Genomic DNA, 23,392 nt, shown 5'->3' with positions numbered 1-23,392 from the left:
GCCGCTTCCTGCTGACCAAGCCCGACGCGCCGCGCAACTCGCTCACGGTGAAGGCCGTGCAGGGCTCGGTCGGCTACCTGAAGTGGACGCAGGCCAAGTACGCCAAGGTCCTGGCCCACGACTTCAAGGGCGTGGAGATGCGGGCCCATCCGGTCGAGGACTTCGCCCGCGCCACCATCACGCTCGAGGACGAGACCGGCCAGGAGCTGATCGTCGAGGCCTCGACCTCATGGTCCTATGTGGGGCCTGGCCTGCGCATCGACCTGGCCCTGCTGGGGCCCGAGTACGCCATGGAGTTCTCCTCCCTGAACCCGTCCCTGAAGGTCTTCCTCTCCCGCGCGATCACCGGCGAGGGCGGCGAGGACCTGGTGGAGAAGCAGAACGCCGAGCAGGGGCTGATGCCCATCGTCGAGGACGAGGCCGGCGTCTATGGCTACATCGGCGAGAACCGCCACATGGTCGACTGCTTCCGCCATGGCCGCACGCCGCTCGAGACCTTCGAGGACGGCGTCGAAGTCGTGAAGATGGTGATGGCGCTCTACAAGTCCGCCGAGACCGGGATGGTCGTGCGCCTGCCCGACGAGACCCTGGAAACCTATGTGCCCGTTCCGGCGCGGACCGGAGGCTAGCGAATGGCGAGCGACGAACACGATGTGATCATCGTCGGCTCGGGCGCCGGCGGAGGCATGAGCGCCTATCACCTTACGCGCTCAGGCCTGAAGGTGCTGATGCTGGAAGCCGGTCGCAACTACGACCCGGTCACCGAAACTCCGATGTTCAACACCAACGCAGAGGCGCCGCTGCGGGGCGTCGGCACGCCCGACAAGCCGTTCGGTTTCTACGACGCCACCGTCGACGGCGGCTGGGAGGTGCCGGGGGAACCTTACACCGTCGCCGAGGGCTCGGAGCCCTTCACCTGGTGGCGGCCGCGAATGCTCGGCGGGCGGACCAATCACTGGGGCCGCATCGCCCTGCGGTTCGGCCCCCTCGACTTCAAACCCTATAGCCGCGACGGCCTTGGCTATGACTGGCCGATCACCTACGACGACCTCGCGCCCTGGTACGACAAGACCGAAAAGCTGATTGGTGTCTCAGGCGCGGCGCCACCGCGGAACCTTTTGAACACACCGGACTCGCCGCCCGGCTGCCTAATGGAATCCGCGCCGCCGCGAGCCTTTGAGATCTTCTACGAGCGGGCCTTCAAGGCCATGGGCATCCCGGTGATCCCCATGCACGGGGCCGTGGTCACGCAAGCCATGGAGGGCCGAAACAGCTGCCTGTTCGCAACCCCTTGCGGTCGCGGTTGCGCGATCGGGGCGAACTTCCAATCGACAACGGTGCTGCTGCCGCCGGCCAAGGCCACCGGCAACCTCACCATCCGGACCGATGCGCTCGTCTACCAGGTCGACCTGGACAAGGCCGGCAAGGCCAAGGGCGTCTCGTTCGTCGATCGTAGGACCGGCGAGCACCATTCGGTGACCGCCAAGTCGGTGGTCCTGGCCGCCGGCTCCGGGGAGACCGCGCGCATCCTGCTCAATTCCAAGAGCGCCGGCTTCCCCAACGGGCTCTGCAACACTCACGGAATGGTCGGCCGCTACCTGATGGACAGCGTGGGTCTGGGCGTCTCAGGCCAGTTTCCGGGGCTTGAGGGCCTGCCGCCGACCAATGATGACGGCCAGGGCACCGAGCACACCTATGTCCCATGGTGGGGCTACAGGAAGCAGCAGGAGCTTGGCTTCCCGCGCGGCTACCACATCGAGATCGGTGGCGGCCGGCGCATGCCCTCCATGGGCATGGCGGGCCTGCTGCATGAGGACACGGCCGCGGTCGGCGATGACCTGCGCAACAAGCTCCGCAACAGGTTTGGCAGCGTCATCGGTTTCAACGGTCGCGGCGAGATGATCCCCAACGACGACTGCTATTGCGAGCTCGACCCGACCGCGAAGGATCGGTGGGGCATTCCCGTCCTGCGTTTCCACTGGAAGTGGGGTGAGAGCGAGACCAGGCAGGCCGCGCATATGGTCAAGACCTTCTTGGAGGTCATCGACCGTCTCGGCGGCAAGCCTCTCGGAGAGATCGAGACCGACGGCAGGAAGGCCATCTCGAAGGGCGGGGAAATGATCCACGAGGTGGGCACGGTGAGAATGGGCCACTCGGAAGCAGACTCCGTGGTCAATCAGTACGGGCAGAGCTGGGCGGTGCCGAACCTCTTCGTCACCGACGGAGCGGTGCTGGTCTCCAGCCCTGACAAGAACCCGACGCTGTCAATCCTGGCGCTGGCCTGGCGCTCGAGCGACCATCTGGCCACGCTCGCCAAACAGGGGGCCCTATGACCGGCGCGCCCGACCCCCGCGAACCCGCGCCCTACGTCTCCAAGGTGGACCGGCGCACCGCCCTGGCCTGGATCGGCGTGGTCGGCGCGGCGAGCGCTGTCGGCGCAGGCGTCATCGTCTATGGCCCGAAAATGGGCGGTCAGCGCTCGACCGCCGGGTACGGTGGCGACCCGAAGCTCACCAAGCCCGAGAAGGCGCCCTGGTCGCGGATCATGATCGATGCTCAGCTCCAGACGGCCGCGATCCTGGCCGACTTCATCCTGCCCGCCAGCGGCGCTGCGCCCTCGGCCGGCGCGCTCGGCGTGCCCGACTTCATCGACGAGTGGGTGAGCGCTCCCTACCCTGACCAACTCAAGGACCGGCCGATCATCCTGAACGGCATCAACGCGCTCAGCGGCAAGGTGCTGAAGGCCGGCGCCGCGGCGCGAGGCGCGGCCTTGGCGGCCTTGCCGAATTCGGCTGATCCCGCGAGCGCCGCGTTTTTCAAGCGGTTCAGGTATCTGACTATCGGCGCCTACTACACCACCGAGGCCGGCTTCAAGGATATCGGCTATATCGGCAACGTCGCGCGGGCCGCCGATCCGGGACCCTCCGTCGAGGTGCGAGCCGCGCTCGAGCGCGAACTCCAGAAACTCGGCCTCCAAGGATGACGGTGATGAAAACCCTCGCGCTCGGCTTGTGCCTGGCCCTCATCGCCAGCGGCGCCTTCGCCGCTGTGAAGTCCGCTCCGACGCCGGCGCCCAACACGCTGACGCCAGCGGAGAAAGCGGCCGGCTGGAAACTCCTGTTCGACGGCAAGACCACCGACGGCTGGCGTGGATTCAAAACCCCTCGGCCTGACTCTGGATGGCAGGTCATCGACGGCGCGCTGGGCCCCGATCCCCAGACCTCCAAGGACCTTGTCACCAAGCAGAATTTCGAGAATTTCGAACTCACGTTCGACTGGAAGATCAGCTCGAGGGGGAACTCCGGGGTGATGTTCCATGTGATCGATGTCGGCGACGAGACCTATGAGAGCGGCCCGGAGTATCAGCTCCTGGACAATTCCCGCGGCGAGCCGCCGCTCGAACGGGCGGGGTCGCTGTTTGCGCTCTATGCGCCGACACGTGACATGACCCTACCTGTGGGCGAGTTCAATCACAGTCGCCTGGTCGTCGATCACGGCAAGGTCCAGCACTGGCTGAATGGGGTGAAAATCGTCGAGTACGAGATCGGCTCGCCCGACTTCAAGGCCAGGGTCGCGGCCAGCAAATTCAAACGCTGGCCGCAGTTCGCCACCGGCAAGACGGGCGCGATCGCCTTGCAAAACCACGGCGACGAGGTCTGGTTTAAGAACATCAAGATCAAGGTTCTGAAGTAGGCCCGCGCCAATTTGCATCGCGCGCGAGGTTCGAACGCAGGCTAGTTTGCCCACCCGAGTCGCCCATTTCCGCCGAGACGCCGCCTCCGTGACAGCCACAATTCCTGCAGCAGCGGCGAAGAAGCCCTCAGGCCTGCTGCGATCCTCGGCAATCTACTCGGGACTGACGCTGGTCAGCCGATTCCTGGGCCTGGCGCGCGATCTGGTGATCACGGCCCGGCTGGGGGGAAGCGGCAACATCGCGGGCGACGCATACTATACGGCGCTGACCTTCCCGAACCTGTTCCGCCGGATGTTCGCCGAGGGCGCGTTCGCGGCCGCTTTCGTTCCGGACTACTCGAAACGGCTCGCGGCGGACGGCGAGCAGTCCGCGGACAATTTCGCCGCCGACGCGCTGGTCACCATGGCCGCGGCGATGATCGCCATCACCGTCGCCTGTCAATTGGCGATGCCCTGGCTGATGCGGGTCTACAGCTTCGGCTTCCTGGACAATCCCGAGAAGTTCAAGCTGGCCGTGATCCTCACCCAGATCACCATGCCGTACCTGCCCTGCATGGTGATCGCCGCGTTGTTCGCCGGCGTCCTGCAGGCCCGCGGCCGGTTCATAATCTACGGCCTCTATCCGACGATCCTGAACGTGGTGATGCTCGTGGCGGTGCTGCCGCAGAAGGATCCGACGCGCGCGGCCTTTGCGGCGTCCATCGGGGTGATCGTCGCTGGGATCGGGCAGGCTGCGCTCTGCTGGTGGGGCGCACATAAGACCGGAGCCCGGATCCGGCCCAGCCGCCTTCGCCTGACCCCCCCGATCCGAGCCCTCATCCGCCGCATGATCCCTGGCGTGATCGCCTCCAGCGCCACCCAGATCAACCTCTTCATCTCCGCCATGCTGGCGAGCCAGGTGCCCGGGATGCGGGTCTGGCTGAACATCGCCGAGCGGTTTTACCAGCTGCCGCTCAGCCTGGTGGGCGTGGCCATCGGCGTCGCCCTGCTGCCGCGGCTGTCGAGCGCGCTGCAGATGAAGGACCACGACGACGCCAACGCCGCCATGGACCAGGCGGTGGTGTTCGGCCTGGCGCTGAGCCTGCCGGCCGCCGCAGCGCTGATGGCGATGCCGGGCTACCTCTGCGAGGGCCTGTTCTCGAGGGGAAATTTCACGCCCGCTGACGCCGCTGCGTCGGCCTCACTCCTCTTCCACTACGGCTGGGGCGTACCGGCATTCGTGCTGATCAAGATTCTTCAGCCGGCCTTCTTCGCTCGCGGCGACACACGCCGACCGATGAACTACTCGCTGATCTCCGTGGGGGTGAACATCGCGCTCGGTGTCAGCCTGTTCTTCACGATCGGCTTTCCAGGGATCGCCCTGGCCACCGCGGCGGCGTCCTGGCTTACGGTCCTGCAGATGGTCGTGAAGCTCTGGCGCGACGACACCTGGCGGCCCTCGGCGCGGGCGACGGGCAAGATCGTGCGCGTTGCCGCCGCCTGCCTGGGGCTGGGAGTCGCGCTGGCGCTCGCATCGCACTACCGCCACATCCTCGAGGCTCCGATGGCGGGCTTCAGGTACGCCAAGGAAGTCACCGTTCTGCTGGTTTGCCTGGCGGGCTCAGCCCTTTACCCGGCTCTGCTGTTCGCGTTCGGGGGCGTCACCCCGGCAGAGGCGCGCGCCGCACTCAAGCGGCGCAAGGGCGACACCGGCCCCGTCGCCTCGGGCTTGCCGTAGGCCGACCAGGCGCTTATTCCCCCCCGTATGACTTCTGGCTCGCAGACCTTTGGCTTGCTCGTGGGACGATGGCGCTGACCCGCTGAACGAACCGCCACGCGGGGCCTTGCGCCCAAACGCCCTCCAGCCTCAGAAGCCTATCCCATGACCGACCAAGCTACGGCCCCTTACGCAGGCAAGCCGCGCGTGCTCTCCGGCGTCCAGCCGTCCGGCGATCTGCACCTGGGCAATTACCTAGGCGCCCTGGTGAAGTTCGCGCGACTGCAGCATGAGGTCGAGACCTTCATCTTCGTCGCCGACCTGCACGCGATCACCGCCTGGCAGGACCCAGCGAAGCTGAAGGACCAGGTTCGCGAGATCGCCGCAGCCTATCTGGCCACGGGCCTCGACCCGAAGGTGGCCACCATCTTCGCCCAGTCCGCCGTGCCGGCGCATGCCGAGCTGGCCTGGGTGTTCAACTGCGTCGCGCGGCTGGGCTGGCTCGATCGGATGACCCAGTTCAAGGACAAGGCCGGAAAGCACAAGGAGCGGGAGAGCGTCGGGCTCTACACCTACCCGGTGCTCCAGGCGGCCGACATCCTCGTCTACAAGGCCACCCACGTGCCGGTGGGCGATGACCAGAGGCAGCATCTGGAACTGACCCGCGACATCGCCGCGAAGTTCAACCACGATTTCGACGTCGAGGGCTTCTTCCCCTTGCCGGAGGCCCTGACCCAGGGGCCGGGCGCTCGGATCATGTCCTTGCGCGACGGGGCGGTGAAGATGTCCAAATCCGACCCCTCGGACAATTCGCGGATCAACCTCACCGACGACGCCGACGCCATCAGCCAGAAGATCCGCAAGGCGCGCACCGACGCCGACGTCCTGCCGGAGAAGCTGGAGGATCTGGCAGGCCGGGCCGAGGCGCAAAACCTGATCGGGGTCTACGCGGCGCTGTCCGGTCGTGAGGCGCAGGACGTGCTGAGCGAATTCGCGGGTCAAGGCTTTGGGATCTTCAAGCCGAAGTTGGCCGACCTCGCGGTTTCGGTGATGAGCCCGATCGCCGGCGAGATGCGCCGCCTCTTGGCAGACAAGGGCGAGATCGATCGCATACTCGCCAGGGGCGCCGAACGCGCGCGGGAAGAGGCTGCGCCGACGCTTGCCGAGGTGAAGAAGATCGTGGGCTACTGGGCCGGTTGACGGGAGAGCCGCCTGACGAACGCCCTCTTGCGTAGCTTTTGCCGGCGCGTCACCGTCTGCTGATGAGCAAGCGCAAGTTCCTGGTCGTTTCCGACGACACGCCGGAGTTCCAGACAGCGCTTCGCTTCGCCTGCCGTCGGGCGCGGTCTACCGGCGGACATGTGGCGATTCTGCGGGTTATCGAGCCGGCGGTGTTCGAACACTGGAGCGGCGTGCGCGAAGAGATCGAGCGCCAGGCGCGTGATGAAGCCGAGGCGGTCCTGCAGCAATCCGCCGCCTTCGTTCAGGCCGAAACCGGCCTCCCGCCGGAATATCTGATCGTCAACGCCGACAACATGCGCGCGGGCCTTCGCCAGGTCATCGGCGCCGATCCGGATATCAAGATCCTGGTCCTGGCGGCGGCCGTAGGCGGCAGGGGCCCGGGGCCGCTGATCGCCGCGCTCGCGAAGGAAGGCGTCACCTGGGGCGCGCGCAAGGTGCCGGTGACGTTGGTGCCCGGCGACCTGACCGACGCTGAGGTCGCCGACCTGGCGTAGCGCTTCCTCCATGGGGCGGGACGATCGGCGAACTTGCGCCTGCTCGCTCGCGGCGCCACATCTCGCCCATGTTCATTCAGACAGAAACCACGCCGAACCCCGAGGTGTTGAAGTTCCTGCCCGGCCGCGAGGTGATGGGCGAGGGTACGCGGGACTTTCGTGACGCCGAGGCGGCCGTCGTCTCGACGCTCGCCTCCGAGATCTTCGCGATCGATGGCGTCACGCGCGTCTTCTTCGGCCCGGATTTCCTGACCGTCGGCAAGGCCGAGGGCCACGATTGGAGCCACCTGAAAGCGCCGATCCTGGCGGCCATCATGGATCACTTCACCTCCGGCCAGCCGCTCTTCGCCGGCGCCGATGACAGCGCAGGCGGCCATGACGAAGGCGTCTACGAGGGCGAGACCGCCCAGATCGTCGCTGAGATCAAGGATTTGCTGGACACCCGCATCCGCCCCGCGGTGGCCCAGGACGGCGGCGACATCCTGTTCTCGCGCTTCGATGACAAGACCGGCGTCGTCTACCTCAACATGCGCGGCGCCTGCTCCGGGTGCCCGTCTTCCTCGGCGACGCTGAAGGCGGGGGTCGAGAACATGCTCAAGCACTACGTCCCGGAAGTGACGGCGGTCGAACAAACGCTCTAGAAGCGAGCGGATGATCGTCCTGGCGCTGGATACCTGCCTCTCAAGCTGTTCGGTCGCGGTGCTCGACGGTGAGCGGGTGCTCGGCCATGGGCGTGAGGTCATGGCGAGAGGACATCAGGAGCGCCTGGCGCCCATGGCGCAGGAGGCCATGGCCCAGGCGGGCCTCGCCTTCGTTCGCCTCGATCGGATCGCAGTCACGCTCGGCCCGGGCTCCTTCACCGGCCTGCGCGTCGGCATCGCTTTCGCCAAGGGACTGGCCCTGGCTCTTGACAGGCCCGCCGTCGGGATCGGCACGTTGGAGGCGCTCGCTGCGAGCGCTGACGGCCTGGTTTTCCCGGCCATAGACGCCCGCCGCGGCCAGCTCTACCTGCAGGCCTTTGAGGATGGCCGCGCCTTGATGGCCCCTGACGCGGTCACTTTAGAGATCGCCGCGGCCCGCGTGGCGGAACTGTCGCAGGGGCGCCCCTTCACGCTGGCGGGCTCCGGCGCATCCCTGCTCGCCGACCTGGCGCCCGCCGCGCGCGTCCTTGCCGCCGAGGGCGCCGACGCCCGCCAGGTCGCCCGACTCGCCGGCGGACGCGAGCCCGGGCCGCTGAAGCCGCTCTACCTGCGCGCCCCTGACGCCAAGCTGCCGGCATGAAACTGGTCCGAGCCGGCCCGGCGGAGTGCGAGGCCATGGCCGCCGTCCACGCCTTGGCCTTCGCGGGCTCCTGGCGCGAGGACGAGTTCGAGGACCTGCTGGACGGCGAGGGGATCTATGGCTTTCTGGCCGCCGACGACCAGGCCGCGCCCCTGGGGGTCATCCTGTGTCGGGTCGCGGCCGGCGAGATGGAGGTCTTGACCCTGGGGGTTGCTCCAACGGCGCGACGCCGGGGTGTGGCCTGCGCCTTGCTCGCCGTGGCGCTGCCCGTCGCCCGCGAGCTTGGCGCCCAGGAGGTCTTCCTGGAGGTCGCGGTCGACAACGAGGCGGGCATCGCCCTCTACAGGCGGCTCGGCTTCGGCAAGGCGGGTCTGCGCAAGGCCTACTATGATCGGGGGGCGGACGGAGTGATGGACGCCCTGGTGATGCGTCTCGACCTTAACGCCGCCGCCGCTTAGACCTATTCTGGTGGCAACGAGGAGTCGCAAGCCCAGTGTCGGACCGCATCGAAAAGCTCTGCGTGGAGAAGGGTATGCGCATGACCGAGCAGCGCCGGGTCATCGCGCGCGTGCTCTCCGAGGCGCACGATCATCCCGATGTGGAGGAGCTGCACCGCCGCGCCCACGCGGTCGATCCGCACATTTCCATAGCCACCGTCTACCGAACCGTGCGCCTCTTCGATGAGGCCGGCATCATCACCCGCCACGACTTCCGCGACGGCCGCTCCCGCTACGAGGAGCACCCCGACCAGCACCACGACCACCTGATCGACATGAAGACCGGCAAGGTCGTGGAGTTCATGGATCCGGAGATCGAGGCCCTGCAGGACGCCATCGCCAGGAAGCTCGGTTACCGGCTGGTGGACCATCGCCTGGAGCTCTACGGGATGCCACTCGAGGAGAAGTAGCCGCACGGCGCGAACTTGCGCCGCTTCCCCGCCCACCCCATAACCCCGCTTATGACCGCTCCTGCGCCTTCCAAGCGCCTCTTCATCAAGACCTACGGCTGTCAGATGAACGTCTACGACAGCGAGCGGATGGCCGATGTGCTGTCGCCGCTGGGCTATGCCATGACCGACAGCCCGGAGGGCGCGGATCTGGTGGTGCTGAACACCTGCCATATCCGCGAGAAGGCCACCCAGAAGGTCTATTCCGAGCTCGGCAAGCTCAAGGAGATGCGCGACGAGCGCGTCGCCGACGGCGGGGCGCGGATGACCATCGCCGTCGCCGGCTGCGTCGCCCAGGCGGAGGGCGAGGAAATCATGCGCCGCCAGCCCGCCGTCGACCTGGTCGTGGGCCCGCAGGCCTACCATCAACTCCCCGAACTGATCGCGCGCACGCATCGCGCCCGCGGCGAGCGGCTCGCCGCCGACTTCGCGCCAGAGGACAAGTTCGACGCCCTCGCGCCGGCCGGCCGGCACGCCACCGGCGTCACCGCCTTCCTCACTGTGCAGGAGGGCTGCGACAAGTTCTGCACCTTCTGCGTGGTGCCATACACGCGCGGGGGCGAGTGGTCGCGGCCGGCCGAGGCCATCGAGGCGGAGGCTCGTGACCTGGCCGGGCAAGGCGTGCGCGAGGTCACCCTGCTGGGCCAGAACGTCAACGCCTACGCCGGCGAAGGCGGACTTGCGGCCCTGGTGCGTCGCCTGGCTACGATCGAGGGCCTCGACCGCATCCGCTACACCACCAGCCATCCGCGCGACATGGACGAAGCCCTGATCGCCGCCCATGCCGAGGTCCCGGCCCTCATGCCCTACCTGCACTTGCCCGTGCAGTCGGGATCGGACCGGGTGCTGAAGTCCATGAACCGCGCGCACACGGCCGAAAGCTACGTGCGGCTGATCGAGAAGATTCGTCGCGGCCGGCCCGACATCGCCATCTCCGGCGATTTCATCGTGGGGTTTCCGGGCGAGCGTGACAGCGACTTCGAGGCGACGCTCAACCTCGTGCGCGAGTGCAGTTACGCGACGGCCTTCACGTTCAAGTACTCCCGCCGGCCAGGGACGCCGGCTGCGGCCATGCCGGGTCAGGTGGACGAGGCGGTGAAGGATGAGCGCCTGGCGCGGCTGAACGCGCTGCTCGACGAGCAGGCCCGCGGCTTCAACGCTGCGCAGGTGGGCAAGGTGCTGCCGGTGCTGTTCGAGCGTGCCGGGCGCCATCCCGGCCAGTTGATCGGCCGCAGTCCCTATCTGCAGGCGGTCCATGCGACCGCGCCGGATCGCTTGATCGGCCAGATCGTTCCAGTGCGGATCGACGCCGCCGCCCGGATGAGCCTGGCGGGCACGCTCGTGGTGGAGCAAGCCCCAGAGATGGCCATTTGAGCCGCGCCCCGGAATTCGTCACTCTCTCGGACGCCGCGGCCCGCGCGGTCTCCGGCGCCAACTCCCGGCATGCTGCGCTCATCGAAGACGCCTTCGACGTGCTGGTTGAGACGCCGGGCGGGGGTGTGTCGCTGACCGGGGACGCAAAGGCGCGCGCCCAGGCCAAGAAGGCCGTCCAGGCGATTGCGGCCCGCGCCGACCAGGGGCTGGAGATCGGCGAAGCGGACATTCGCGTGGCGATCGGCAACGCCAAGTCCGGCGGCGCGGGCCCAGGCGCGCTTCCGATCGGGCGTCGCGGCCAGGTGGCGCCCAAGACCGCGACCCAGGCCGAATACCTCCAGGCGCTGTCCAGGTGCGAACTTGTGTTCGGGCTGGGCCCTGCCGGAACCGGCAAGACGTTTCTGGCTGTGGCGCACGGCGCAGGCCTGCTGCTGCGCGGCGAGGTCGACCGGCTGATCGTCTCGCGGCCCGCGGTCGAGGCCGGCGAGCGGCTGGGCTTCCTGCCCGGCGACCTCACGGAGAAGGTGGATCCCTACATGGCGCCGGTCTGGGAGGCGCTGACTGACATACTGGGCGCAGAACAGCTGCGCCGGCGCCGCGAGAAGGGCGAGATCGAGGTGGCGCCGATCGCCTTTCTGCGCGGCCGCACGCTCGCCCACGCCTTCGTCATTGTCGACGAGGCGCAGAACGCCACCCGCCTGCAGATGAAGATGGTGCTGACCCGCCTGGGCGAGGGCGCGCGCATGGTGGTTACCGGCGACCCGACGCAGATCGATCTGGTGAACGTGCGCGACAGCGGCCTGGCGCACGCGGTCGGCATACTGGAGGGCGTGAAGGGCGTCGCCATCACCCGATTCTCGGCGGAGGACGTGGTCCGCCATCCGCTCGTCGAACGCATCGTGCGCGCCTATGACGCCGATGCCGCCAGGGTTGGGCGTTCCATTTGATCGACGTCGAAATCGAAGACCCGGCCTGGACAGCCGTGCTTGGCGACGCCGAGGAATTGGCGCGGATCGCAGGCGCCGCGACGCTCGAGCTCGTCCTGGGAGCCGCAGTCTCCGATGCGGAGGGACCGCGCGCGCTGCTCGTCGCGGACGCGTCAGTGGAGGCCCGGGACGGCGTGACCGTGTTGCTGACAGACAATGCGAGCGTTCGCGATCTCAACGCCCGCTTCCGCCGGCAGGACAAGCCGACGAACGTCCTTTCTTTCCCGGCTCCCGCCAATCCCGAGCACCATCTGGGCGACGTGGCCCTGGCGTACGGCGTTTGCGCCGGCGAAGCCCACGAACAAGGCAAGCCGCTCGCGCATCACCTGCAGCATCTGGTGGCGCATGGGGTCCTGCACCTTTTAGGATATGACCACATGAACGACGCTGAAGCCGACGAGATGGAAGGCCTAGAGCGCGTGGTGCTGGCCGGGCTGGGGATCCCCGATCCCTATCTGGCCGGTGAGGGAGACCATGAGCGACCCAGACCCTGAGCCTGAGCCGGACCACAAGCACAGGGGCATCCTGTCGCTGTTCGATCGTTTCCGAGGCCGCCCGACCCAGGCTGCGCCGGCGCTTGTGGAGCCGCCCACCGCGGCGACCGGCGAGCTTGTCAGTCAGGCCCGCGCCTTCCAGGACCTGCGCGTGGAAGACGTCATGAAGCCTCGCGCCGACATTGTCGCGGTGCCGAAGGATTGCACCTTCGCCGAGTTGACCGCGCGGTTCATCGAGGCTGAGCACAGCCGCATGCCGGTCTACAAGGAGACCCTGGACGAGCCGGTGGGCGTGGTCCACGTCAAGGACGTCTTCAAACTCATGGCCCGGAAGGTCCGCAAGCCGAGGCCGACCGACCGCGTACTGTCCGGCCGCCACAACCCCGTGCGCCCGGTGCTCTACGTCCCGGCCTCGATGCGGGCGTCCGAGCTTCTTGGCCAGATGCGCGCCGAGCATACCCACATGGCGCTGGTGATCGATGAATTCGGGGGCACCGACGGTCTGGTGACCCTGGAAGACCTTCTCGAAACCCTGGTGGGCGAGATCTCCGACGAGCACGACGACGTGGCCGAGGACGGCTCTGCGCCGGTCGTGGAGGACGGCGACGGTTGGGTGGCCGACGGACGCACCCTTCTGGAGGATCTGGAAGCCGCCATCGGCGACGGCGTCGACCTCGCGCCGCCGGACCTCGACGAGGAGATCGATACCGTGGCGGGCCTGGTGAACGCGCTGGCAGGGCGCGTCCCGCAGCGGCGCGAGGTGGTCGACCATCCCGGCGGCTTCGCCATTGAGGTGATGTCCGCCGATCCGCGCCGTGTGAAGCGGGTGCGCGTGCGCCGCATGATCGCCCACCATCCCGCCTCGCCCGCTTGACCCCGCCGATGGGGTGGATGCGCGGTTGGGCGGGACCGGGCCTGGCCTTGGGGGCCGGCCTGGCGGCCGGGTCGGCGCATCCGCCGTTCGGCGTCCTGCCGGGCCTTCTGGGTTACGCCTTGCTCATGGCGTCGGTCGACGTAAGCGGTGAGCGGCCGTTGCGCTCGGCCTTTCTCCGCGGCTGGCTGGGCGGCGTCGGCTATTTCGCCGTCAGCGTCTGGTGGATCACCGAGCCCTTCATGGTGGACGCCAAGGATCAGGGCTGGATGGCGCCCTTCGCGCTGGTCCTGCTGGCCGCCGGACTGGCGCTTTTCTGGGGCGCAGCGGCGTTGCTCTACCGCGCGCTGAGGCCCCCGGGCGTCGCTCGCGTGCTTGTGTTCGCAGGCTGTCTTGCCGGCTTAGAATGGCTGCGCGGGAACATCTTAACCGGGTTCCCGTGGGATCTGCCGGGCGAGACGTGGCGGGCAGGCTCTGCGCCCTCGCAAGCCGCCTCGGTGTTCGGAGCCTACGGGCTCACCTGGGTCACCCTGGCCATAGCAGCCGCGCCGGCAGTTCTGTTCGACAGGGCCGACTGGCGGCGCAGGGCGGGTGCTGCGGCCCTGGCCGCGGCCGCATTGGCCGGCCTCTATGTGTTCGGCGCGGTGAGGATCGGCGGCGCCGCCAAGCCGCAAGCTCAAGCCCCGATGATCCGTGTCGTACAGGCCAACATCGATCAGAAGGTCAAATGGCGGCCGGAGAACCTGAGCCAGATCTTCGACACCTACGTCAGCCTCACCCAGCGCCAGGGCCCGGTCCAGCCGGATATCGTCATCTGGCCGGAAGGCGCCCTGCCGGCGGTGATCGACGACCTCGTGGCGCCGGGATCGGCCTATGCATTGCGGCTGCGCGACGCGCTCGCGTTGGGGCAGACGCTCCTGATGGGCGCCAACCGCGCCGGGCTCGGGCCAGGCGGCGCGCCGCAATACTTCAACAGTTTGGTGGCCTTCCGGCGAGAAACCGAGGGCCTTCGCGTCACCGGTGTCTACGACAAGCACCACTTGGTGCCGTTCGGCGAGTACATGCCCGCAGGCGAACTCGCCACCAAGGTCGGCTTCCGCAGCCTGGTGCACATGCCCGAAGACTTCAGCGCCGGGCCGCCGTCGCAGCCGATAGCGCCTTCGGGGGTTCCAGCCGTCCAGGTGCTGATCTGCTACGAAGCGCTCTTTCCAGGGGTTACGCGGGCCGGCGCTGCGCGCGCTGCGCTGCGCCCCGACTGGATCCTCAATATCTCAAATGACGCCTGGTTCGGCATGACCTCGGGTCCCCTGCAGCACCTCAATATCGCCAGCTACCGGGCGATCGAAGAGGGTTTGCCGATCGTCCGGGCCACCCCCACCGGCGTCTCGGCGATCATCGACGGCTATGGCCGAATAGCTCCGGGCGCGCGGCTCGGGCTGGGCGGGTTCGGAATAGTTGACGGGCGACTGCCTCCAGCTCTGCAACTTACGCCGTATAGCAAGGTAGGCGACCTCTTCTTCGCCGGAATGCTCCTGCTATCCGGTCTGGTCGCTTTGGCCTATCGTGGTTCGACGAGCGTCAATCGTCGAGGGCGGTGGGGAGGGGCCGCCTGACGTTCCGCCGGCCGGCGATGCTTGATGGGAAGTTGCATTGGACAAGTTTGAAGAGACCGACCGAGTCCCGAATCCCATTGATCGCCACGTGGGCTTGCGGATCCGGATGAGGCGCAAGGAGCTGGGGATGAGCCAGGAGCGCCTGGCGGACTGCATCGGCCTGACATTCCAGCAGGTCCAGAAATACGAACGCGCCGCCAATCGGGTCAGCGCCTCCAAGCTCTGGGAAGTGGCCCGCGCGCTCTCCATCCACATCGGCTACTTCTACGACGGCCTCGGCGACGGGACCGAGATGCCCGGCTCGAATGTGCCGCACGCGACGCTGCAGGATTTCCTGATGACGCCGGAAGGCATGGAACTCGCCTCCGTCTTTCCGAAGGTTCCCAAGGGCCGGGTGAGGCGCAAGGTCCTCGACCTGGTGCGCGCGATGGCAGGCGAGCCCGAGATGGCGGGAAGCGCGGCGTCTTAGCCATACCGAAGCAACGCGTACTTGGCGGGACATAAAGATTTCTTTATAGGCTTGCGACCCTATAGAGCGGCCGCGCACTGCATCGGGCGGCCCCGTCAACTTCCCGGAGCCAAGCGCCGTGAGCCGTTCCAGCTATATCTTCACGTCCGAAAGCGTGTCCGAAGGCCATCCCGACAAGGTCGCCGACCGCATATCGGACACGGTGGTCGATGCGTTCCTGGCCGCCGAGCCGGAGGCCCGCGTGGCCTGTGAGACCCTGGTGACCACGAACCGGATCGTCTTGGCCGGTGAAGTCCGCGCCGGCAGGCCGGGCGCCTCCAAGGCCGAGAACAAGGCCATGACGCGCGACATCGTCCGCTCGCTGGAGCCCAAGGTTCGCCAGGCGATCAAGGACATCGGCTACGAGCAAAAGGGTTTCCACTGGGCCAAGGCCAAATACGCCTGCCACCTGCACCCGCAATCCGCCCACATCGCCCAAGGCGTGGACGCCTCCGACAAGAAGGACGAGGGCGCGGGCGACCAAGGCATCATGTTCGGCTACGCCTGCGACGAGACTCCGTCGCTGATGCCGGCCACCCTGCAATATTCGCATGACATCCTGCGCAAGCTCGCCGAGGTGCGCCACTCCGGCGAATGTTCGGTTCTGGAGCCTGACGCCAAGAGCCAGGTCACCCTTCGCTACGAGGACGGTCGCCCGGTCGAGGTGCTGCAGATCGTGGTCTCGACCCAGCACAAGAAGCGGATCGGCCTGCACGCGGCGACCCCTAAGCGTATCGAACAGGTCATCCGACCCTATGTTGAGGGCGTCTTCCCTGAGGGCCTGATCACCAAGAAGACCAGGTGGCACGTCAATCCCACCGGCCGCTTCGAGATCGGCGGGCCAGACGGCGATGCGGGCCTGACAGGCCGCAAAATCATCGTCGACACTTACGGTGGGGCCGCGCCGCACGGCGGCGGCGCCTTCTCCGGCAAGGATCCGACGAAGGTGGATCGATCGGCGGCATACGCCTGCCGCTACCTGGCCAAGAACGTCGTGGCCGCCGGCCTGGCCAAGAAGTGCACAATCCAGATCAGCTACGCCATCGGCGTGGCCCAGCCCCTCAGTTTCTACGTCGATCTGCACAACACCGGCGAGATCGACCCGGCGAAGCTGGAGCTTGTCCTTCCGGAGCTGATTGGCGGTGCGACGCCGCGCGCCATACGCGAGCACCTGCAGCTCAACCGCCCGATCTATGCCCGCACCGCGGCCTACGGCCACTTCGGGCGCCAACCCGACAACGAAGGCGGTTTCTCCTGGGAACGGCCCGATCTGACGGAAGAGCTGCGCAAGCTGGCCTAAAAGGCTGTTCGACGCTTACTCGGGTTTCGCGGTCCGCGAAGGCTTAAGACCCTCGGGGATGTTGAACTCACCGATGCGTTTGGCGTGTATGGGTCCGCAGGCAGCCTCTCCACGGCTTCCGGGATGACACGGAAAATCGGATGACCGACGCCCACCCGCCGCTGCGCTCCTACGGCCGCCTGAAGACTCGCGCCATCAAGCCTCGACAGGCGGCGCTGATGGAAAGCCTGCTTCCGACCCTGCGCCCGCCTGCCGGCCCTTTTGATCCGCGCATGCTGAAGCCGGATGCCGCGGAAGTTTGGCTGGAAATCGGCTTTGGCGGCGGCGAGCACATGGCCGCCCAAGCCCAGCGCCGGCCCGATATCCTCCTCCTCGGCGCCGAGCCGTTCCAGAACGGGGTCGCAAGCGCGCTGCGCCACATCGACGAGCAGGCGCTGACCAACGTCTGCGTCCATGACGGCGACGCACGAGAGCTGATGGCGCAGATGCCGGCGGCGAGCGTCGACCGCGCCTTCATCCTGTTCCCGGACCCCTGGCCCAAGGCGAGGCACAACAAGCGCCGTCTGGTCCAGGCCGAAACCGTCGCCGAGCTCGCCCGCCTGCTCAAGCCCGGCGCGCGGCTGCGCTTTGCGAGCGACTGGGCCAACTACGTGGACTGGTCCCTGGGGCGGTTTCTGAAAAACCCCGCCTTCCGCTGGACGGCGGCCGAGGCCGGCGACTGGCGCACCGCGCCTGGCGACCACATCACCACACGCTACGAGGAAAAGCGCCTCGGCGACTGCGCGCCCGTATTCCTGGATTTCGTCCGGGTGGACTAGCCCGTGCCCTTCGGGAGAAGTGGCGCTCGAGGCCGGAGGCCGAAACCTCTCAGCTTCGCCGACATCTCCCCCAAATGGAGCGACCGGCTTAGGTCGCCGCCTTGTAGCGTTCGATCGCAGCGCGGATCAGGTCGGCCGTTTGCTCGGGTTCGGCCCAGCCGGTGATCTTTACGGACTTGCCCTTTTCCAGGTCCTTGTAGTGCTGAAAGAAGTGGGCGATCTGCTCTGTCAGGATCCCCGGCAGGCTGCGCCAGGAATCTACCCCCGTGTAGAACGGGTGCAGGGCGTCGACGGGTACGGCCAGCACCTTCTCGTCGCCGCCGGCCTCGTCGACCATCATCAGGGTGCCGATCGGCCTCGCCCGGATAATGGCGCCTGGCACCACCGGAGTCTGGCCGACCACCATGATGTCCATCGGGTCGCCGTCGTCGGCGAGCGTGTGTGGGATGAAGCCGTAGTTGCCCGGATAGAACATCGCCGTGTGCAGGAAGCGATCGACGAAAAGCGCGCCGCTATCCTTGTCGATCTCGTACTTTACCGGCTCGCCGCCCTGCGGGATCTCGATAATGGCGTTGACGTCGTAAGGCGGGTTAACGCCGACGGGGATCTTGGAGAGGTCCATTGAAGAGGCCTTGAGACACGATAGTTGGGGAGGGCCGCGTCTTTAGGGCTATTCCGCTCGCGCCGTAAGCCCCGGTTTGGCGTGCGCGCGGCTAAGGCGCAGAGCATAGTGACGCTGTCCCGCCACAAGGATCGAGGTCTGCCGTGTCTGAAGCCGCCGCCGTTAGAGTACTTGGTCTGGCGGGAAGCCTGCGGCAAGGCTCCTACAATCGCGCCCTGCTACGGGCAGCCCAGGGCATGACGCCGCCGGGCATGGCGCTCGAGGCCTTCGACCTGATCGATGTGCCGCTCTACAACGGTGACGTGGAGGCCCAAGGCGACCCGCCGGGCGTCAAGGCGCTGAAGGAGGCCATTGCCGCGGCCGACGCGGTGCTGTTCGTTACGCCAGAATACAACCACGGCGTTCCCGGGGTCATGAAGAACGCCGTCGACTGGGCCTCGCGCCCGCCGCGGTCCGCACCGCTGGGCGCAAAACCTGTCGGGATTATCGGGGCCTCGCCCGGGGCCACCGGCAGCGCCCGCGGCCAGAGCCAGCTGCGCCAGGCCTTCGAGTTCACCAACTCCTACTGCATGCCCCAGCCCGAGATCCTGGTCTTCCGCGCCCATGAAAAGTTCGACCCTGAAGGGCGATTGACCGACGAACCAACGGCAAAGTACCTGCGAGCGTATCTGGAGGCGTTCATGGCCTGGACCGTCCGCCTGCGCTCTCCGACTCCGACTCGGTAGTCGACGGACATCGGCGCGGAACGCTTACCTCGCCAGCTCGGCCGCCGCCCGTTCCGCGATGGCGAGGCCGGGTTCAGGATCGTGGCCGCTCTCGAGGCTCCAGGCCGCGCCAAGGCCGCCATAGGCGAGCACCCACCGCAGCAGCCGCTTGATATCCAGCGCCGCCTCCTGGGCCACGATGGTGGCCCGCCGTCGCATTTGGCCATCCCCCAGCGCCGTCGCCGCGTCGGGATTGCGAAAGAGATTGGCGTACTCGAAGCCACGCTCACCGAGCAGCCCCTTCGGGTCGATCACCAGCCAGCCCCGCGCGCCGCCGTCCAGGACGTTGTCGTGATGGAAATCTCCGTGAAGGACCACCTGCTCCCGCGGCTCGGCGAGCAGGGCCCGCGCAGCGGCCGCTGCTTTGGCGAAGGTCCCGCCGTGGCGGGCCGTGGCGGGCTCCAGAGCGCGGAACCAGACATCCAGGGGGACGAGGCCTCGCGGCGGCGCCTGCGAGCGTGGGGCGTGAAGCGCCATGGCGGTGCGGCAGAGGATCCGGGTCGCCTCGTCGTCGTGGCCGGATTGAGCCATCGCCGACAGACTCCGCTCGCCCACCACGCGCTCCAGCAGCAGCGCGTCTCCTTCGCGCGCAAGCACGCGGGCGGCGCCGAGGCCTCCATACCATTCCATCAACTCGCCACCGCGGCGCTCTTCTTCGTGACCAGCGATCTTGAGCATCGCTTGCTCGCCGTTGCGGGACACGGGAATGAGGCGACTGCCAAACCGGGTGATGATCGGCTGACCGTCAACGGAGAGGCTCCACCGCGCGAGCCAGGGCTGGAATGGGTGAAATGGCATGCCGATCACAGGCGAAGCTTGCACGTCCGCTCGTCGAGCGCCGACAGATTTAGAGGTAGCGTCCTCCGAAGTGGCGGAAAATCGCTGAGCGAGGCGGGCCGCACCCTACTGGCTCCAAGGCCGTGCGCTTCCATCGAAGATGGTCCAATAGCCGGCTATGGAAAGTCAGCTCGCCAAAGCCAGCGACCGCCTCCGACTCAACAGGGCTGACAAACCTCTCGCCAGCGCCTATATTCATCCCAACATCGTCCGTTAGCGCTGTATGGCGCCTACGAGCGGCGGGCTCCGGCCCGGCCGCTTTTTTCTTTGCCGGAGCCAGGCCGAAGCCCATGCGTGGGAAGACCGCCGAAGACCTGAACCTCTTGGAGTTGCTCGACCCCGTGGCCGAGGCGGCGGGCTACGCCATTGTGCGCCTTCGCCTCATGGGCGGGGACCATCAACGGCGCCTGCAGGTTATGGCCGAACGCCCTTCCGATGGCGACATGAACGTCGAGGACTGCGCCCGCCTGTCCCGCGCCATCTCCGAGGTGATGGACGCCGCCGACCCGATCGCGGGCGAATACACCCTCGAGGTCTCGTCTCCCGGCGTCGACCGGCCGCTGACCCGGCTTGCCGACTTCGAAACCTACCAGGGCCATGAGGCGCGCATCGAGCTCGACCGTCTGGCCGAGGGCCGCAAGCGCTTCAAAGGCGTTCTGGCCGGCGTCGATGAGGGCCAGGTCGCCGTCGACCTCGAGGGCGAGGATGAGACGGCTCTGATCCCGTTCGCCTGGATCGTCGAAGCCAAGCTCGTTCTCACCGATCAACTGATGAAGCGGGGCGCCGAAGTTCGCGCGGCCCGCCTGCAAACCGATCCCCAATCACAGACTTCCGACTAAAGAGGGAAATTCCATGAGCCTTACCGGCATTTCCGCCAACCGGCTTGAGCTGCTGCAGATCGCCGATGCGGTTGCGCGCGAGAAATCCATCGATCGCGAGATCGTCATCGAGGCGATCGAAGAAGCGATCCAGAAGGGCGCCCGGGCCCGCTACGGCGCCGAGCACGATATCCGTGTCAACATCGACCAGAAGACCGGCGAAGTGACCGTCAAGCGGGTGATCACGGTGGTGGCCGACGACGCCAGCTTCGGCACGGTCATGAGCGAGGAGGGGGAGGAGGTCCCCGCCGAGGAGCCGCAAGGCATCCTGCGTCTCTCCGACGCCAAGCGCACCGACAAGGACGCAGTGGTCGGCAAGACCTACGAAGAAATCCTGCCGCCCTTCGAATTCGGCCGCGTGCAGACCCAGATGGCCCGCCAAGTGGTGACCGGGAAGGTCCGCGAGGCCGAGCGCGAGCGCCAGTACGAGGAGTTCAAGGACCGCGTCGGCGAGATCGTCAACGGCGTCGTCAAGCGGGTCGAGTATGGCAATATCGTCGTCGACCTGGGCCGTGGCGAAGGCATCTCGCGGCGAGACCAGTCGATCCCGCGCGAGAACTTCAACATCGGCGACCGCATCCGCTGCTACATCTACGACGTCCGCCGGGAGACCAAAGGCCCGCAGATCCTGCTCAGCCGAGCGCACGGCGGCTTCATGGCCAAGCTATTCGCCCAGGAAGTGCCCGAGGTCTACGACGGGGTCATCGAGATCCGCGCCGTGGCCCGCGACCCGGGAAGCCGCGCCAAGATGGCGGTGGTCTCCAACGACTCCTCGATCGACCCGGTCGGGGCCTGCGTCGGCATGCGCGGCAGCCGCGTGCAGGCGGTGGTGGCCGAACTTCAGGGTGAGAAGATCGACATTATCCAGTGGAGCCCGGACGAGGCGACCTTCATCGTCAACGCCCTGGCGCCGGCCGAGGTCTCCAAGGTCGTCATGGACGAGGAAGACGAGCGGGTCGAAGTGGTGGTCCCTGACGAGCAGTTGTCGCTGGCCATCGGCCGCCGCGGGCAGAACGTCCGCCTCGCCAGCCAGCTGACGGGCTGGCAGATCGACATCATGACCGAGAGCCAGGAGAGCGAGCGCCGCCAGCGCGAGTTCGCCGAACGTACGGCCCTCTTCCAGGAAGCCCTGGACGTCGATGAGGTCATCGCCCAGCTGCTGGTCACCGAAGGGTTCGCTACCGTCGAGGACGTGGCCTATGTCGACGTCTCGGAAATCGCCTCCATCGAGGGCTTCGATGAGGACACCGGCGCCGAGATTCAGGCCCGCGCGCAGGACTCCCTGGACAAGATCGCCGCCGAATACGACGCCAAGCGCCGGGAGCTCGGCGTCGAGGATGCCGTGCTGGAGATCGAGGGCGTCACGCTGCCGATGGCCGTGGCTCTCGGCGAAGGCGATGTGAAGACGGTGGAAAACCTGGCCGACCTGGTTCCCGACGATCTGCGCGGCTGGTTCGAGACCAAGAATGGCGAGCGGGTTCGCGAGCCCGGCATCCTCGAGGCCTTCGGTCTCGAGGCCGCTGACGCCGAAGCCCTGATCATGCGCGCCCGGGTGGCTATGGGCTGGGTCGAGGCTCCGCCGGAACCGGAAGTCGAGCTCGAGGAAGAGCCCATCGAGGAAACCGAAGCCTTCGCCGAAGCCGAGCTGGCCGGAGAGGCGAGGGACGCCTAGCCGCTCAGCGGCGGTCAAATGGAACCACGGAAGACGCGGAAAACACGCAATGAGAGCCCCGCTTACGGGTTGCGCTATGCGTGGCTCCTTGTTTTCCGCGGCTTTCTCGCCCTTGGCAGGGCTCCGTCATGACTGATCGCCCCGCCACCTTGGCCGCCGCGGATCGGGAGCGGCGGGATATTGTCACCGGCCAGGTGATGGACGAGGCGCTGCTGATACGCTTCGTCGCGGGGCCGGACGGGCAGGTGGTCCCGGATCTCGCGCGAAAGCTCCCGGGACGGGGACTGTGGGTTGCGGCGGACCGAGGTTCGGTGGAAACCGCGGCCCGAAAGGGTCTTTTCGCCCGCGCCGCAAAAGCCAAGGTCCAGGCGCCGTCCGATCTCGCCAATTTGGTGGAATCCCTGCTCAAGCGCCGGCTTTTGTCGGGTCTGGGGCTTGCAAGGCGAGCGGGCGACCTTACCTCGGGCTTTGAAAAAGTCTCGGCTGCGATCAGCGCGGGCAAGGCTGCTTGGTTGATCGAGGCGTCCGACGGCTCAGCGGACGGGCGCCGCAAGCTCTGGGGCAAGACCCGAAAGCAATCCCCGCCGACGCCGATTTTCGGCGTCTTCAACGCGGAGGAATTGGGTTTGGCCTTAGGGGCGGAGAATGTGATACACACCGCCTTCCTTGCGGGGCGAGCCGCCGATCGTTGGGCGCAAGACGCTCATCGGCTGTCAGGCTTCTGCCCGCTCCTTCCTGAGAGTTGGCGCGAGGAGCCTTGAGAAGGCAACGGGGCCGCAAAGCCCTGCTTGCCTCTGTTTGTTATCTATCCTTTGGCCGGACCGCCGGCCGACGAGTAAAGCGAGCGCATGAGCGACGAGAACAACAACGGCCGTACCCCCGCTCCGGGCGGGCGCCAGCCCCTGACCCTGAAGCCCCGTGGGGCCGGATCGGTCAGCGCCGGCACAGTGAAGCAAAGCTTCAGCCACGGCCGTTCCAAGACGGTGGTCGTCGAGACCAAGCGCGCCCGCCCGCACATGCCGGGCGGCGGCGGAAATCTTGCCGCGCCCTCCTCGGCGGAAAAACGCCTTTTTGAACCGCGCCCCGCGCCGGCTCCGGCCGCCGCGCGCGCGCCTGGCGGCGGCGTCGACACGTCAGGCCTCTCCGCCGAGGAGCGCGCCGCGCGTCAGCGCGCCATCGAGCTTGCCCAGGAACGTCAGGCCTCCGAGCGCCGGGCCGCTGAAGAACGGGCCCGGGCCGAGGCCGCCGCTGCGGCCGCCCGCGTCCCGCCTCCTGCTCCGGCTCCGGTTCAAGCCCCGGCCCC

Annotated in this window: 25 protein-coding genes and 1 pseudogene; 24 read left to right on the top strand and 2 right to left on the bottom strand. The window is 67.3% G+C overall.

The annotated features are described in order from the left end of the window. From VGI62_RS21920 to trmB, 19 genes and pseudogenes are all read left to right on the top strand, one after another. Nucleotides 1–629 (top strand): annotated as a pseudogene (locus tag VGI62_RS21920) (hypothetical protein); the annotation flags it as partial. A gap of 3 nt (nt 630–632) precedes the next feature. Further along, nucleotides 633–2,333, top strand: a complete 1,701-nt coding sequence (locus VGI62_RS21915) for a GMC family oxidoreductase (protein ID WP_331506718.1) — start codon at nt 633–635, stop codon at nt 2,331–2,333. After that, nucleotides 2,330–2,983, top strand: coding sequence for a gluconate 2-dehydrogenase subunit 3 family protein (locus tag VGI62_RS21910; RefSeq protein WP_331506717.1), 654 nt, complete (start codon nt 2,330–2,332; stop codon nt 2,981–2,983). Before VGI62_RS21915 ends, VGI62_RS21910 begins: the two co-directional genes overlap by 4 nt. Nucleotides 2,984–2,988: 5 nt before the next feature. After that, nucleotides 2,989–3,693 (top strand): DUF1080 domain-containing protein, encoded by a 705-nt coding sequence (locus VGI62_RS21905; RefSeq protein WP_331506716.1) that lies wholly within the window; start codon nt 2,989–2,991, stop codon nt 3,691–3,693. 88 nt (nt 3,694–3,781) lie between these two features. Continuing rightward, nucleotides 3,782–5,410 carry a murein biosynthesis integral membrane protein MurJ gene (murJ, locus tag VGI62_RS21900; RefSeq protein WP_331506715.1) on the top strand — a complete coding sequence of 543 codons (1,629 nt, stop codon included), beginning with the start codon at nt 3,782–3,784 and terminating at the stop codon, nt 5,408–5,410. A 144-nt stretch (nt 5,411–5,554) separates the two neighbouring features. After that, nucleotides 5,555–6,589 carry a tryptophan--tRNA ligase gene (gene trpS, locus VGI62_RS21895; RefSeq protein WP_331506714.1) on the top strand — a complete coding sequence of 345 codons (1,035 nt, stop codon included), beginning with the start codon at nt 5,555–5,557 and terminating at the stop codon, nt 6,587–6,589. A 62-nt stretch (nt 6,590–6,651) separates the two neighbouring features. Beyond that, complete coding sequence (locus VGI62_RS21890) at nt 6,652–7,125, top strand: universal stress protein (RefSeq protein ID WP_331506713.1); 474 nt, start codon at nt 6,652–6,654, stop codon at nt 7,123–7,125. Between the two features lie 68 nt (nt 7,126–7,193). Then, a complete protein-coding gene (locus tag VGI62_RS21885) occupies nt 7,194–7,766 on the top strand; it encodes a NifU family protein (protein ID WP_331506712.1) in 573 nt (190 codons plus the stop codon). 13 nt (nt 7,767–7,779) lie between these two features. Then, on the top strand, nt 7,780–8,406 hold the full coding sequence (gene tsaB, locus VGI62_RS21880) for a tRNA (adenosine(37)-N6)-threonylcarbamoyltransferase complex dimerization subunit type 1 TsaB (RefSeq protein WP_331506722.1): 627 nt from the start codon (nt 7,780–7,782) through the stop codon (nt 8,404–8,406). After that, the gene (locus VGI62_RS21875) at nt 8,403–8,864 is read left to right on the top strand and encodes a GNAT family N-acetyltransferase (protein WP_331506711.1); all 462 of its coding nucleotides are present in this window, start codon (nt 8,403–8,405) and stop codon (nt 8,862–8,864) included. Before tsaB ends, VGI62_RS21875 begins: the two co-directional genes overlap by 4 nt. Before the next feature lie 74 nt (nt 8,865–8,938). Beyond that, nucleotides 8,939–9,313 carry a Fur family transcriptional regulator gene (locus tag VGI62_RS21870; protein WP_331506721.1) on the top strand — a complete coding sequence of 125 codons (375 nt, stop codon included), beginning with the start codon at nt 8,939–8,941 and terminating at the stop codon, nt 9,311–9,313. Between the two features lie 51 nt (nt 9,314–9,364). Next, nucleotides 9,365–10,726 (top strand): tRNA (N6-isopentenyl adenosine(37)-C2)-methylthiotransferase MiaB, encoded by a 1,362-nt coding sequence (gene miaB / locus VGI62_RS21865; protein ID WP_331506710.1) that lies wholly within the window; start codon nt 9,365–9,367, stop codon nt 10,724–10,726. Next, nucleotides 10,723–11,673, top strand: a complete 951-nt coding sequence (locus tag VGI62_RS21860) for a PhoH family protein (protein WP_331506709.1) — start codon at nt 10,723–10,725, stop codon at nt 11,671–11,673. Before miaB ends, VGI62_RS21860 begins: the two co-directional genes overlap by 4 nt. Next, nucleotides 11,670–12,206, top strand: a complete 537-nt coding sequence (ybeY, locus tag VGI62_RS21855) for an rRNA maturation RNase YbeY (RefSeq protein WP_331506708.1) — start codon at nt 11,670–11,672, stop codon at nt 12,204–12,206. The genes VGI62_RS21860 and ybeY overlap by 4 nt, the downstream gene beginning before the upstream one ends. Beyond that, nucleotides 12,187–13,080 carry a hemolysin family protein gene (locus tag VGI62_RS21850; protein ID WP_331506707.1) on the top strand — a complete coding sequence of 298 codons (894 nt, stop codon included), beginning with the start codon at nt 12,187–12,189 and terminating at the stop codon, nt 13,078–13,080. Before ybeY ends, VGI62_RS21850 begins: the two co-directional genes overlap by 20 nt. Nucleotides 13,081–13,097: 17 nt before the next feature. Next, on the top strand, nt 13,098–14,690 hold the full coding sequence (gene lnt, locus VGI62_RS21845) for an apolipoprotein N-acyltransferase (protein WP_331506706.1): 1,593 nt from the start codon (nt 13,098–13,100) through the stop codon (nt 14,688–14,690). A gap of 37 nt (nt 14,691–14,727) precedes the next feature. Next, nucleotides 14,728–15,159 carry a helix-turn-helix transcriptional regulator gene (locus VGI62_RS21840; protein WP_331506705.1) on the top strand — a complete coding sequence of 144 codons (432 nt, stop codon included), beginning with the start codon at nt 14,728–14,730 and terminating at the stop codon, nt 15,157–15,159. 118 nt (nt 15,160–15,277) lie between these two features. Continuing rightward, complete coding sequence (gene metK, locus VGI62_RS21835; protein WP_331506704.1) at nt 15,278–16,498, top strand: methionine adenosyltransferase; 1,221 nt, start codon at nt 15,278–15,280, stop codon at nt 16,496–16,498. 140 nt (nt 16,499–16,638) lie between these two features. Continuing rightward, a complete protein-coding gene (gene trmB, locus VGI62_RS21830) occupies nt 16,639–17,316 on the top strand; it encodes a tRNA (guanosine(46)-N7)-methyltransferase TrmB (RefSeq protein ID WP_331506703.1) in 678 nt (225 codons plus the stop codon). Nucleotides 17,317–17,404: 88 nt separating this feature from the next. Here the strand turns inward: trmB and ppa are convergent, their stop codons facing one another. Continuing rightward, nucleotides 17,405–17,938, bottom strand: a complete 534-nt coding sequence (gene ppa / locus VGI62_RS21825; RefSeq protein WP_331506702.1) for an inorganic diphosphatase — start codon at nt 17,936–17,938, stop codon at nt 17,405–17,407. A gap of 143 nt (nt 17,939–18,081) precedes the next feature. On the opposite strand from ppa, the gene VGI62_RS21820 reads away from it, so the two are divergent. Continuing rightward, on the top strand, nt 18,082–18,663 hold the full coding sequence (locus tag VGI62_RS21820; RefSeq protein ID WP_331506700.1) for an NADPH-dependent FMN reductase: 582 nt from the start codon (nt 18,082–18,084) through the stop codon (nt 18,661–18,663). Between the two features lie 24 nt (nt 18,664–18,687). On the opposite strand, the gene VGI62_RS21815 is transcribed toward VGI62_RS21820, so the two are convergent. After that, the gene (locus VGI62_RS21815) at nt 18,688–19,500 is read right to left on the bottom strand and encodes an aminoglycoside phosphotransferase family protein (RefSeq protein ID WP_331506720.1); all 813 of its coding nucleotides are present in this window, start codon (nt 19,498–19,500) and stop codon (nt 18,688–18,690) included. A 329-nt stretch (nt 19,501–19,829) separates the two neighbouring features. Here VGI62_RS21815 and rimP point away from each other — a divergent pair, with 329 nt between their 5' ends. The 4 genes from rimP to VGI62_RS21795 all read left to right on the top strand — a co-directional run. After that, entirely contained in the window at nt 19,830–20,378 is a 549-nt protein-coding gene (rimP, locus tag VGI62_RS21810) for a ribosome maturation factor RimP (protein WP_331506699.1), read from the top strand. 13 nt (nt 20,379–20,391) lie between these two features. Beyond that, complete coding sequence (nusA, locus tag VGI62_RS21805; RefSeq protein ID WP_331506698.1) at nt 20,392–22,089, top strand: transcription termination factor NusA; 1,698 nt, start codon at nt 20,392–20,394, stop codon at nt 22,087–22,089. Nucleotides 22,090–22,217: 128 nt separating this feature from the next. After that, nucleotides 22,218–22,850, top strand: a complete 633-nt coding sequence (locus VGI62_RS21800) for an RNA-binding protein (protein ID WP_331506697.1) — start codon at nt 22,218–22,220, stop codon at nt 22,848–22,850. 87 nt (nt 22,851–22,937) lie between these two features. Further along, nucleotides 22,938–23,392, top strand: a 455-nt coding sequence (locus VGI62_RS21795; protein ID WP_331506696.1) for an IF-2-associated domain-containing protein, incomplete at its 3' end; no start/stop codon positions are given.

The organism is Phenylobacterium sp. (genome assembly GCF_036495085.1).
Classification (GTDB): Bacteria; Pseudomonadota; Alphaproteobacteria; order Caulobacterales; family Caulobacteraceae; genus Phenylobacterium.
This window is presented reverse-complemented; position numbering and strand designations above follow the sequence as displayed.